General features: G+C 44.3%; 12 protein-coding genes. 8 read left to right on the top strand and 4 right to left on the bottom strand.

Features of this window, described 5'->3' with window-relative positions; all coding sequences use genetic code 11:
* Positions 1-2 precede the first annotated feature (2 nt).
* From LX64_RS07845 to LX64_RS07835, 3 genes are all read right to left on the bottom strand, one after another.
* Positions 3-1,607 carry an ATP-dependent DNA ligase gene (locus LX64_RS07845; RefSeq protein WP_111597095.1) on the bottom strand — a complete coding sequence of 535 codons (1,605 nt, stop codon included), beginning with the start codon at positions 1,605-1,607 and terminating at the stop codon, positions 3-5.
* On the bottom strand, positions 1,604-2,599 hold the full coding sequence (locus tag LX64_RS07840) for a ligase-associated DNA damage response exonuclease (protein WP_111597094.1): 996 nt from the start codon (positions 2,597-2,599) through the stop codon (positions 1,604-1,606). Before LX64_RS07840 ends, LX64_RS07845 begins: the two co-directional genes overlap by 4 nt.
* A gap of 121 nt (positions 2,600-2,720) precedes the next feature.
* A complete protein-coding gene (locus LX64_RS07835) occupies positions 2,721-3,191 on the bottom strand; it encodes a carboxymuconolactone decarboxylase family protein (RefSeq protein ID WP_111597093.1) in 471 nt (156 codons plus the stop codon).
* Positions 3,192-3,498: 307 nt separating this feature from the next.
* Between LX64_RS07835 and LX64_RS07830 the strand changes: the two genes are divergently transcribed.
* Complete coding sequence (locus LX64_RS07830; protein ID WP_148707240.1) at positions 3,499-4,095, top strand: hypothetical protein; 597 nt, start codon at positions 3,499-3,501, stop codon at positions 4,093-4,095.
* Between the two features lie 140 nt (positions 4,096-4,235).
* On the opposite strand, the gene LX64_RS07825 is transcribed toward LX64_RS07830, so the two are convergent.
* On the bottom strand, positions 4,236-5,702 hold the full coding sequence (locus LX64_RS07825) for an aminoacyl-histidine dipeptidase (RefSeq protein ID WP_111597091.1): 1,467 nt from the start codon (positions 5,700-5,702) through the stop codon (positions 4,236-4,238).
* Between the two features lie 239 nt (positions 5,703-5,941).
* Between LX64_RS07825 and proB the strand changes: the two genes are divergently transcribed.
* The 7 genes from proB to LX64_RS07790 all read left to right on the top strand — a co-directional run bounded on the left by proB (position 5,942) and on the right by LX64_RS07790 (position 11,947).
* Positions 5,942-7,018 carry a glutamate 5-kinase gene (proB, locus tag LX64_RS07820; RefSeq protein WP_111597090.1) on the top strand — a complete coding sequence of 359 codons (1,077 nt, stop codon included), beginning with the start codon at positions 5,942-5,944 and terminating at the stop codon, positions 7,016-7,018.
* Positions 7,019-7,028: 10 nt separating this feature from the next.
* Positions 7,029-8,276 (top strand): glutamate-5-semialdehyde dehydrogenase, encoded by a 1,248-nt coding sequence (locus tag LX64_RS07815; protein ID WP_111597089.1) that lies wholly within the window; start codon positions 7,029-7,031, stop codon positions 8,274-8,276.
* A gap of 215 nt (positions 8,277-8,491) precedes the next feature.
* A complete protein-coding gene (locus LX64_RS07810; RefSeq protein ID WP_111597088.1) occupies positions 8,492-9,055 on the top strand; it encodes an RNA polymerase sigma-70 factor in 564 nt (187 codons plus the stop codon).
* 100 nt (positions 9,056-9,155) lie between these two features.
* A complete protein-coding gene (locus LX64_RS07805) occupies positions 9,156-9,644 on the top strand; it encodes a GNAT family N-acetyltransferase (RefSeq protein WP_111597087.1) in 489 nt (162 codons plus the stop codon).
* A 1-nt stretch (position 9,645) separates the two neighbouring features.
* Positions 9,646-10,131, top strand: coding sequence for a MarR family winged helix-turn-helix transcriptional regulator (locus tag LX64_RS07800; RefSeq protein WP_111597086.1), 486 nt, complete (start codon positions 9,646-9,648; stop codon positions 10,129-10,131).
* Between the two features lie 44 nt (positions 10,132-10,175).
* Positions 10,176-10,535 (top strand): cupin domain-containing protein, encoded by a 360-nt coding sequence (locus LX64_RS07795; protein ID WP_111597085.1) that lies wholly within the window; start codon positions 10,176-10,178, stop codon positions 10,533-10,535.
* Positions 10,536-10,801: 266 nt separating this feature from the next.
* Positions 10,802-11,947 (top strand): FecR family protein, encoded by a 1,146-nt coding sequence (locus tag LX64_RS07790; protein ID WP_111597084.1) that lies wholly within the window; start codon positions 10,802-10,804, stop codon positions 11,945-11,947.
* The last annotated feature ends 90 nt before the right edge of the window (positions 11,948-12,037 follow it).

Raw genomic sequence — 12,037 nt, 5'->3', positions numbered from 1 at the left:
TATTAACTACCATATAGCACGAGCATTTCCAGTAAATCGGCTTTTGTATTGGCATCTTGGGCGGTTTTATCTTGTCGCCACCGTAGGATACGTGGGAACCGTAAAGCAACGCCCAATTTATGGCGCGTGCTTTTGTTGATTCCTTCAAATCCTATTTCAAATACTTGTACGGCTTGTACACTTCTTACGGGGCCGAATTTCTCTATTGTATGTTGCTTGATCCAACGATCGAGTTGATCTATTTCTTTATCCGTTAAGCCGGAATATGCTTTTGCAAAAGGCACCAATACATCGCCATCCCATACGGCAAAGGTGTAATCGGTGAATAGGTTTGCCCGCCTGCCATGACCGCTTTGGGCATATATCATCACCGCATCGATACTTAAAGGATCGGTTTTCCATTTCCACCATCCGCCGCGTTTACGGCCGGTTTCATAGATGCTGTTGCGTTTCTTTAACATCAAGCCTTCGCTGTTGTAATGGCGGGCGGTATTTTTGAAGGCTTTCGCATCTTCCCAGGTGGGGAATACCATTTCTTCCGACAATAGTAATACATCCTGTAGGGCTGGGTTGGCTAATAATTCTATTAATTGCGCTCTTCTCACTGAAAGTGGTTCGGTACGCATATCTTTTCCTTCGAATTCCAATAAGTCGTAGCATACCATTACAAGTGGGGCTTCTTTGAGGAATTTGGGGGTGACGTTCTTTCTACCAATCCTTGTTTGCATTACGCTAAATGGTAATGGTTGTCCATCTTTCCATGGAATAATTTCGCCATCGATCACCGTGCCGTTGGGCAAGTATTGTTGGAGGATATTGAATTCGGGGAATTTATCGGTGAGCAAATCTTCCCCACGCGACCATATGAATAATTCGTTATTGCGGAAAATGATTTGGCCACGGATGCCATCGAGTTTCTTTTCTAGTACCCAGTCTTGAATGTGCCCGAGGTCGTCGAACGATTGATCTAAAGGGTAAGCTAAATAGAATGGGTACGGGGTATGGTGTGCGATGGCGGCTTCGCTGGCGCTGAACATTTCGTTGAACTGTGTGCTGAATGGGTTCCATTTACCCATCATACGGTGCGTAATGGCGCCTTCATCTTGTTCGAGGTACTGTGCCAATGCTTTGATAACGAGTTTCTTCGATACACCTACCCGTAAGCTGCCGGTAAGCATTTTATTGAATAGGAATAAGCTGGTACCCGTAAGGCGGCTCCATTCTTTGTAGATGGCTTGTTGTTGTTCAGCGGCTTCCATTTTTTGCAAGGCAATGATTAAGGAGAAAACGGCCGACAGCGGTTGATCTTCTTCATTCCCCATATCTACATTTCGATCTACCACGAGGGCAATGGTTTCCCCTAAATCGCCCGCTACGAAATAGCTTTCTTCGAAGAGCCATAACGGAATACCTGCGTATTCTGCGGCCCATTCCCTAAGTAAGGTGGTACTAAAAGGGCGCTTCGGTTTGTTGCCGGTGAGAATGGCAATGGCAAACATTTTATCTTCATCGTGGGCACTGCGGAAGTATTCCAACATCAGTTGTACCTTGGTGTTGGTTTTAGTTGTTTCGTCGAGTGCTTCGAATAATTGTGCAAATGCATTCATTCGTCTTCTTGTTCTGCGTTGTCGTGTTGGGTTTTCATTACTTGTGCATTGAGATGGTATTGTTCCCGTAACCATTGCACGTATTGCGTTTCGTAGCCGTGGGTAACGTACACATTTTCGGCTTGTGATAATTGTACGGCCTCGTTTAACGAGGAGAAATCACAATGATCGGAGTATACAAATCCCTTCTCCACTCCCAGCCTACGGCGCTGGCCGCGCAATTGCATCCAGCCGCTGCACATCGCTACTTCATAGTCGCCGAATTTGCGCATCCAAGGTGTGCCGAATGCAGAAGGGGGTGCTAATATGAGGGCGCCCTTCATGGATTCTTTGTTGGTATCGCTGCTGATTCTCTCCCCTACAAAATGGTATCCATTTTCACTAAAAGCATCATTTAAATTCGCGACGGCACCATGTAAATAAATGTTGTTGGGATGATCGCGTAAGTGATGCAAGATAGCTTGTGCTTTACCCAGCGAATAGCAGAGTACTACGGTATTGAGGTTTTGCGATTGGTTATGTTGCCACCATTGTACAAGCTCATCAAATATCAATGTAGGTGCTTTGAATTTATATATGGGTAAAGCGAACGTAGATTCTGTGATGAAGTGATGGCATTTTACGGGTTCGAATAAGGGCGTGAAGCCATCGGGTAATAACTTGTAGTCGCCTGTAATAACCCAAATTTCACCTTTGTATTCGATGCGGATTTGGGCGGAGCCTAGTACATGACCAGCCGGGTGGAAACTGAATTGTACACCATTGATGTATTTGGATTCGTTGTATTGCACGGTTTCACAAACAATCTCTGGGCCTAAGCGGGCTTTCAATACCGGTTTCGTATCTACATGACAGAGATAGTATTGATGGCCCGGGCGGGCATGATCGCTATGGCCATGGGTAATGAGTGCACGGGGTACTGGTTTCCATGGGTCGATATACACATCGGCCTGCGCGCAATACCAACCATTTTCCGATACGGTTATCAGCATGGTGAAAGATTTAACTTGTCATACAAATATGCGGCGGATTTGTTGAAATATATACACACGAAAACGCCTTACCTAGTTCGTACAAATTTCGAACCGGGTAAGGCGTTTTGAGCAGGTAAATTTATACAGCTTGTTCGAACTTGTTCTTTGCGGGTTCGTACAAACCGGGTGTGGGGCGAAATACGGCATTGATGCGGTTGAAAGTATTGATTACCCCAATTAGCAAAGTGATATCAGCGATTTCTTCCTTGGTAAAGTGTTCTTGTAAGTTGGCGTACGTTTCGTCGCTTGCTTTACAGTGCTTTGTGAGGCTATCGGTTAAAGCCAATACTGCCCTTTCGGCCGGGGTATAATAAGGCGCTTCTTCCCAAGCGTTTAAACCGGTGATACGTTGAATGGTTTCGCCATTTTGCATAGCATCTTTGATATGCATATCAATACAAGGCGCGCAACTGTTAATGAAAGAAGCCCGGATTTTAATCAACTCTTGCAAGGTATTGCTAATAGTGCCGGTAGCAATATGTTGGGCTAATTTCATTAAGCCATCTAAATATCCTTTACGGGTTTCTTTAAAAGTGATTCTTGGTTCCATGATAGATCGTTTTTAATTGTTTTTGTATACTATATAGAGGGCAACGGGCAAGAAAACGTGACAGGGAATGTGGCATATTTTTTAGAAACATGCAGTCACTCATCCAACAGCTTGACTAATAAGCTATTCTACAGGCATAGGTTAAAATGCTTTATGTAGAGCGTATACTGCGAAGGGATTTTTTGCGATATTAAGCATGGCAAGGAGGAAAAGAATCTAATAAGAATACCTATTTTAGTGCTCTTAAAACATCAACCTGGTATGGTACCCCTTAATACTTCATACCGTTAAACAATTAATCTCGAGCATGAAAAGACAAACCCCCATTTCCCAGTTAGTCCTGGTAGTAGGACTATTATTCGCTGTATGTATGATTTCTTGTAGTAAAGATGGTTCCGATGGTGTAGATGGCGCAACTGGTCCTGCCGGCCCAGCTGGCCCTGCGGGTCCTCAAGAACCTAAAGGTGATCCAGGTTCAGGTAATATCATCTATTCTACATGGTTAGATGTAGCCTTTAAAGCTGATACGAGTCATACAGCAGGTGGTGGTATCGACACTGTTGGCTACTATGCAACCATCGATGCGCCTAAATTAACAGCTGCCTTGTTGAGCACAGCCGATGTAAAGGTATATATCAACGCAAACACGGCCGCTAGCCCTACCATATATCCCCTGCCGTATTACAATGCGTATAGCGGGCTAAGTATCGAAATGTCGGCATCTACGCAGAAAATTGATTTGTATTCCAATGGGAATATGAGTACGATAGTAGGTAATGGTGTAAAGTACCAGCAATACAGGTATATGATTATCCCGGGTAGTGTAACAGCAAGATCGGCGGCACCGGCGGTAGATTGGACGAACTATGCAGCAGTACAAGCTTACTTGGGATTACACGATTAGGAGGTAAGCGGTGTATAAAAAAGTAATGACGAAGTGGGTATCTCGAATTGGGATACCCTTTTTATTTGTTTGCCTTTCACACGTAAATACGAAGGCTGCACCTTACGGTACAGCCTTCGTATAGACCAGTTTTAGTTATTTTATTGTTTTACGGGAATCTCTTTCAAGATATCTAGTAAATAACCGTAGAATTTCTCTACAGAAGAGATTTGCACGGTTTCGTTAGGCGAGTGTGCACCACGGATGGTGGGTCCAAAGCTGATCATATCTAAGCCGCCATGGAAATGTGCACCTAGGATACCACATTCTAGTCCTGCGTGGCAAGCACCCACATGCGGGGTATGATCGAAATGTTGACCGTATTGTTTGAGCATTAATTGCAACAAAGCAGAATCGGCGTTTGGTTTCCAACCGGGATAATCGCCGTTTTGAACGATCTCGCAGCCTATTACTTCGAAACCGGCTTTTACAGCATTGGCCACATCGCGTTTTGTACTTTCAACACTACTGCGTTGTAAAGATTGGGTAATGAAAGTACCTTCTTTCACAATTACGCGGGCTAGGTTGGTAGACGCTTCAACAAGGCCGGCAATATCTGGACTCATGCGGAATACACCGTTTGGAACGGCGTATAGTACGCGAACAAGCTGGGAGAAGTATGCAGGGTCCATCACCTTCGCAGGAAGCTCGGTGTGCTCGCAAGTAACTGTTAAGTTGGCTTCGAGGGATGTATATTCTGTGGTGATAGTAGCCGTGTAATCTTTTACTAATTGTTCGAAGGTAGCTTTATCGGCACCGTTGATAACTACTACAGCGCGGGATTCGCGGGGAATTGCATTGCGTAAGCTACCACCGTCGATGCTGGCTACTGTAACAGGAATGCTACCAAGTACCGTGTATAATAAGCGGTTCATGAGCTTATTGGCATTGCCGCGGTACTTGCTGATGTCCATACCGGAGTGACCGCCCATAAGACCTTTAACTTCTACTTGGTAAGCTATGCTGCCCGTGGTGGGTGCTACTTCTGTGTAGGTGCCTTTCGTATTGGTATCGATACCACCTGCGCAGCCGATCGTTAATTCGTCTTCTTCTTCCGTATCTAAGTTCAAGAGGATTTTACCGCTGAAATTGGATGGATCGAGTTGTAGGGCGCCCGTCATACCTGTTTCTTCATCGATGGTAAACATTGCTTCGATAGCGGGGTGAGCAATATCTTTGCTGGCGAGCACACTCATAATTGCGGCCACACCAATACCATTATCGGCGCCAAGGGTGGTGCCTCTTGCTTTTACCCAATCGCCATCAACGTACATATCGATGCCTTGGGTATCGAAATCGAAAGTGGTATCGTTGTTTTTTTGGTGTACCATATCGAGGTGCGATTGGATGATGACCGTTTCGCGGTTTTCCATGCCGGGTGTAGCGGGTTTCTTTATCACCACGTTACCGATCGCATCTTTACGGGTTTCTAAGCCTAAGCTGTTGCCGAAGTTCATCATAAAAGCAATCACGCGTTCTTCCTTTTTAGATGCGCGGGGTACGGCATTCAGGTCGGCGAAACTGTTCCATAACAAGCGGGGCGACAAATCTCTAACTTCTTGTGACATATTAAAATAGTGTATGATTAAACTTGAATATTTCCCCGCGAAGTTCGGAAAACAATTGTAATCTACTTTCCTATGGGCGAATTAATTCAACCTCGCAGCGCAAAATCGCTATAGAAAAGGCTTTGATAAACGTACAATAAACACCCTACAAATTTTATAGGTTTTCTTTGCTAAACGCTATCACCTTGTATTGATATTGATTACATTTACGGTCATTTCCAACTAGAACATCTACGCACATGGCTTCGCAATACAGAAAGATCGTGGTAAAGATTGGCTCGAACGTACTTACGCAGAAGGATGGCCTACCCGATCTTGCCAGGATTCAAAACATAACAGCACAAATAGCCCAATTACGCAGCAACGGCATTGAAGTGATCTTAGTCTCGTCGGGCGCCGTGGCATCGGGCAGAAGTATTATTACCGTGCCGGACAAAACCGACACGATTGCTGCCAGGCAATTGCTTGCCGCAGTGGGACAGGTTAAATTGTTACATACCTATTATACCATGTTCGCCGAACATGGCGTGGTGTGTGCCCAGGTATTGGTAACGAAAGAAGACTTCCGCGACCGCAAGCATTACTTGAACATGAAGAACTGTTTCACAGCATTGCTACAAAATAAAGTGGTGCCCATTGTGAATGAGAACGACGTGGTATCTGTAACGGAGCTGATGTTTACCGATAATGATGAATTAGCAGGATTGGTAGCGGCCATGTTGAACGCGGATGCATTGATTATTTTATCGAATGTAGACGGGGTATTCAACGGTGATCCTAAGCAGGCCGGCGCTACCGTGATCAAAGAAATTCACGCTAAGGAAACAAACTTCGCCAGTTTTATTGCGCCGGGGAAATCCCAATTTGGACGCGGTGGTATGGTTACCAAGTCGGCCATGGCGCAAAAGGTAGCGCGACTGGGTATACCTGTGCACGTAGCCAATGGAACGAAAGACGATATTTTACTAGGCCTTTTATCGAATGATGTGGAGCATACCAAATTTGTTCCGGGCAAAACTGCTTCGGGTACGAAAAAATGGTTAGCCACAACGGCGGAAGCTACGGGTATTGTGCAGGTGAATGAAGGGGCTAAAACGGCATTAACTTCCGGTAAAGCCATTAGTTTGTTGCCCGTGGGCATTGTAGCTATTAAAGCCGACTTTAGCAAAGGAGATATTATTAAAGTGGTTGATGAAGCAGGTGTATTGATTGGCTTTGGCATTGCACAATATGGCGCCGACAAAGCCCGTGAGCGAATTGGAGAGCGTAACCAAAAGGCGCTCGTGCATTACGATTATTTTTATCCATCGATTTAAACGTACACATATGTCGTACCAAGCATACTTCGATAGGGCGGTTGCTGCAAGCCGTTCTATTGTACAAATCCCAACGCAGCAAGTAGATCAAATCCTCCGCGATGTGGCCGACGCATTAGAAGCCAACACCGCTTCCATCCTAGCAGCGAATGAAAAAGACTTAGCTCGCATGGATGCGCACGATCCTAAGTACGACCGCCTCACCTTAACGGCCGGTCGTATTGCCGATATTGCAAAAGATACCCGCAACGTAGCGGGCCTTCCTTCGCCGTTAGGACAAGAGATTGACCACCGTGAATTACCGAATGGCTTGAACATTTCGCGCATTCGCGTGCCTTTGGGCGTAACCGGGATCATTTACGAGGCAAGACCTAATGTTACCATTGATGTGTTTGCCTTGTGCTTTAAAACAGGCAATGTAGCCATTTTGAAAGGGGGCTCGGATGCGGCGGACTCCAACACGGCAATCATTGCCGTAATACAGGGCGTATTAGCGCGGCATGGTGTTGATACGAATATTGTGCAGTTATTGCCGCCAGAGCGTGAAGCAACGGCTGCATTGTTAGCTGCAACGGGGTATGTAGATGTATTGATACCGAGGGGCAGTCAACAATTAATTAATTATGTACGCGACAATAGCAAGGTACCCGTTATAGAAACAGGTGCCGGTATTGTACATACGTATTTTGATGAAACAGGTGATTTAGCCAAAGGCAGCAACATCATACTCAACGCTAAAACACGCCGGGTAAGTGTATGTAATGCCTTAGATTGTTTATTGATACATCAATCAAGGTTAGGTGACTTACCTACCTTATTGCAACCCTTGGCGGAAAAATCGGTATTACTATATGCCGACAAGGAAAGTTTAGCCAGCTTAGAAGGACATTACCCAGCAGAATTATTAAAAGCAGCGAACCCGGAGCATTTCGGTACAGAATTCTTATCGCTTACACTGGCTGTGAAAACCGTACCTAGTTTCCCGGCGGCATTGGAGCATATTGCCCAGCACAGTTCCAAGCACAGTGAAGCCATTATTACAGAAGATAAAGCCCACCAAGCTACGTTCTTGCACCAAGTGGATGCCGCGGCCGTGTATGTAAACGTATCGACCGCCTTTACGGATGGCGCACAATTTGGCTTGGGTGCTGAAATAGGCATTAGTACACAAAAGCTGCATGCCCGTGGCCCGATGGGTTTGGCAGAGTTGACCAGTTACAAGTGGTTGATACAAGGAGATGGGCAGGTGCGCTCATAAAAAGGAGCAACTACCTTATTATACAGGGGTGCTTGCCGAATGGGTAAGCATCCTTTTTTTATAAGTACTTGACAATTAGGATCACTGACTAAATCTTTCAACCCACACATTTAACCGTTTATCCCCTACAGCCGTTCATTAAATAATTACTGGAAATTCAATCTTTAAATTTTTACATTTGTTACATTCTAATCCTGCCTGAACTAAATCAACACGTGCCAGCGAACGACGAGTACACTTTAATCAGTTTGATCCGCGAGGGTAATGAAGCGGCTTTTGCAAAGATGTATCATCAATTTGCAGGCGAGCTATTGGATTACGCGGTGAAAGTATTAAAGGATGAAGCCGCAGCGGAAGATATTCTACAGGAGCTTTTTGCCAACATATGGAAATCACGCGAACGCTTACAGGTGCACACTTCACTCCGCGCTTATTTATATGCCGCTAATAAGTACCTTATTTTAAAAACGATCCGCGACAGGCAGAAGGAAGAACAGCTATTTTCACGACTTGAAGAACGTATTTGGGGGCCGGCAGATCCCGAAAACCTGTTGTACCGTAAAGAACTAAAGGAACGCATTGCCTTGCTTACAGCCGATTTACCGGGGAAGTGCCGTGAAATATACCTACTCAGCCGCGAACAGTTCTTGCCTAATAAAGTGATCGCCGCACAATTGAACATTTCCGAAAAAACGGTGGAGAATCAATTGACCATTGCCTTGCGCAAATTGCGGGCAGGCATGGGTTATTTATTAGCAGCCTTACCTCCTATCCTCTAGTTTCCAGCTTTCAGACATAGCTTATAATGGTATCAAAAAGGACTCGATATTTGGATATATGTAGTTAACTACGTAGTTTTGTACTATAATATTCAACATCATGGACATCGAGATAAGAACCTTGGATGATAGTTATGCTTCGCAAGTGATAGACTTGGTACTACATATCCAGCAGCAGGAGTTTAATATTGCCATTTCCATACAGGATCAACCGGACTTGTTAACGATAGAAGACTTTTACCTACAACAAGGCGGCAACTTTTGGGGTGCATTTATAGACGGGGAATTGGTAGGCACGATTGCCTTGGTAAAGTATGACCAACACGCGGGCGCTATTCGCAAGATGTTTGTGAAGCAAGCCTTCCGGGGGAAGGAGTATGGGATTGCACAGCAGCTTTTAGATGTATTATTGGCTTATTGTAAAGCACAAGGCATTCAACAAGTAAGTTTGGGTACGGTGTCGGTATTGAAGGCGGCTCAAAGGTTTTACGAGCGCAATCATTTTGAGAAAGTAGAGAAAGCTGCCCTTCCTGCTAACTTCCCGTTAATGAGTGCTGATAATGTTTTTTATTCTATTCAACTAGCATAAGATGAATGTAATTAATGATGTAGGCATCCTTGCCTTATCGACGCGCCTACAAAGGCTTAGCGAACAGTTAAGGAAAGATGGTGCTTTGATTTACGAAGCTTTTGGGATTGATTTTGAGCCAAAATGGTTTCCTGTAATATTTACTTTGCACCAGAAAGGAACGCTGAGTGTAGTGGAAATAGCGAACGAGATAGGCTATACCCACCCTTCTACCATTTCCCTCTTAAAAGAGGTAGAAAAAATAGGGCTGATTAAGTCGAAAAAAGACAAATCGGACGAGCGCAAACGGTTAATTCTCCTCAGCCCTAGAGGGCAAGAGTTAGTGAATAAAATGCAGCCCGTTTGGCAATTGATTGCACAAGTATTGGGCGAGATTTCGGACAATACAAATAACTTATTAAAAGCCATCGACGAAGCAGAAGATAAGATCGCCCAACAATCCTTCTTACAAAGAGCCTTACAGCAAAAAAATACGACAGCATTGTAATACCGGTTCCATATTCTTTCACCCCCAAACCAAAAAATACGCACATGGAAAAAGTAAACTTCGAGGAGAAATTCCCTTTGTTTAACGATTACTGGAGCCCCAAGATTGTAGGGGAATTAAATGGTCAACTTGTAAAATTTGCCAAGTTCAAAGATGAATTTGTTTGGCATAAGCATGATGAGGAAGACGAATTATTCTTCGTTTTAAAAGGGACGCTTGACATTGCCTTTAGAGATAAAACGGTGACCCTCCAACCGAACGAGTTTATGATTGTTCCGAAAGGTGTGGAACATAAACCTATTGCAAAAGAGGAAGTATGGGTGATGCTTTTCGAATCTGCTTCCACCCTCAATACAGGCAATACAGTAGGCGAATTAACGAAAAGGGATTTAGACCGGCTGTAAGTTCCATTTTAAAACGTATTTCCTACCACTACCCCATTTACCGAGCTTATTGGTAAGTACAGTAATTGCTAGTCACCACCTTGGCGACTAGTTTTTCTTGCTTCCTCCAATTTTCCCAAGCCCTCAATCTATTGGTAATAAACCACTTACTCTACTCCCCCGTATAATTTTAAAAAATATTTTGCTTCGCTTTGGGGGGAAGACGACTTTCTTGACTCTTTACTTATATACGCCCATATTTTTGGCGGCGTTGCAAAATATAACTCGTGGAGAAACAAAACTTTTTAGCGCTTATAGATAAATTCCTTGCCGGTAAAGCCGACCCAGTAGAACAACAGATGATTGAAAACTATTTGGCCAGCTTTCAAAACGAGGATATCCAACACCAAAACGATCGCGCAGAACGCATTCAAGCCATCTTGCAGAAAGTGCTCGATGAGGGTCGCATGGAAGAGAAGGCCCCACGTAGGCTTGTTTCATTCCGCAGAGCATTACCCTATGCAGCGGCATTAATTGTAGCATTGGGCACAGGCTGGTGGTTATTACAACGTAACAATACACCTACTGTTACTACTCCTGTGTTAGCGCAAGTAGAGATTAAACCTGGTGGTAATGGCGCTATTTTGGAGTTAGAAAATGGAGAATCCGTTTCGCTCGATAGCACATCACACTCGAACATCCAATTAAACCAGCACGGTGCACAAGCTATTGCAGGTAATGGTATGTTACGGTACGATGGTACTGCACAACATGGTCAAGCAGGATTTAATAAAGTAACTACGCCGAAGGGGATGCAGTTCAAACTACAATTACCCGATGGTACCGTGGTACATTTAAATGCGGCTTCATCGATTCGTTTCCCTACCACGTTTGATAACAACGAGCGACGGGTACAGGTGACAGGAGAAGCATTTTTCAAGGTGACGAATGATGCGGCGAAGCCTTTTGTGGTAAGTACAAGGTATCAACAAGAAATAAAAGTATTAGGAACGGAATTTAACATAAATGCCTACGACGATGAGCCTTTCGTTAGAACTACTTTGATCAGTGGGAAAGTAATGGTACAACACCAAGCTACTACCCAATCTTCCGTCATTCTACAACCTGGCCAAGAAGCACAAAACGGGGGCTCAACAATCGTAGTGCAGAAAGACGTAGATATTGAGCAATCAACAGCATGGTTGAACAACATGTTCACCTTCAATAAAGCAGATATTAAAACAGTGATGCGACAAATAGGTAGATGGTATAATGTAGATGTGGTATTCGATAAAGACATCCATACTTCCTTTTCTGGAAGCCTCTACCGTAGTGGAAACATTAATGATCTATTAGACGCTATCGCGTATTCATCCAACTTGTCTTACTCCTGGGAAGGAAGGACATTGCATTTGCAACCAAGTGAACAGTAATTTCTATCACCTATAAAATTATTAGCTACATGAACAGGGCGGAAGCCCGCTAACATTCCAACACAACGAGACGATTTCCTTCACAAAAAA

Source organism: Chitinophaga skermanii (genome assembly GCF_003259335.1).
Taxonomy (GTDB): Bacteria; Bacteroidota; Bacteroidia; order Chitinophagales; family Chitinophagaceae; genus Chitinophaga; species Chitinophaga skermanii.
The sequence above is the reverse complement of the archived record's forward strand: the minus strand, read 5'-3'. Positions and strand labels throughout refer to the sequence as shown.

Excerpts from the sequence above, each read along its gene's own strand:
- proB (WP_111597090.1), top strand. The coding sequence starts at position 5,942 with ATGGCTTCGCAATACAGAAAGATCGTGGTAAAGATTGGCTCGAACGTA.
- LX64_RS07800 (WP_111597086.1), top strand. The coding sequence starts at position 9,646 with ATGAATGTAATTAATGATGTAGGCATCCTTGCCTTATCGACGCGCCTA.
- LX64_RS07795 (WP_111597085.1), top strand. The coding sequence starts at position 10,176 with ATGGAAAAAGTAAACTTCGAGGAGAAATTCCCTTTGTTTAACGATTAC.
- LX64_RS07835 (WP_111597093.1), bottom strand. The coding sequence starts at position 3,191 with ATGGAACCAAGAATCACTTTTAAAGAAACCCGTAAAGGATATTTAGAT.
- LX64_RS07845 (WP_111597095.1), bottom strand. The coding sequence starts at position 1,607 with ATGAATGCATTTGCACAATTATTCGAAGCACTCGACGAAACAACTAAA.
- LX64_RS07840 (WP_111597094.1), bottom strand. The coding sequence starts at position 2,599 with ATGCTGATAACCGTATCGGAAAATGGTTGGTATTGCGCGCAGGCCGAT.
- LX64_RS07805 (WP_111597087.1), top strand. The coding sequence starts at position 9,156 with ATGGACATCGAGATAAGAACCTTGGATGATAGTTATGCTTCGCAAGTG.
- LX64_RS07830 (WP_148707240.1), top strand. The coding sequence starts at position 3,499 with ATGAAAAGACAAACCCCCATTTCCCAGTTAGTCCTGGTAGTAGGACTA.
- LX64_RS07815 (WP_111597089.1), top strand. The coding sequence starts at position 7,029 with ATGTCGTACCAAGCATACTTCGATAGGGCGGTTGCTGCAAGCCGTTCT.
- LX64_RS07825 (WP_111597091.1), bottom strand. The coding sequence starts at position 5,702 with ATGTCACAAGAAGTTAGAGATTTGTCGCCCCGCTTGTTATGGAACAGT.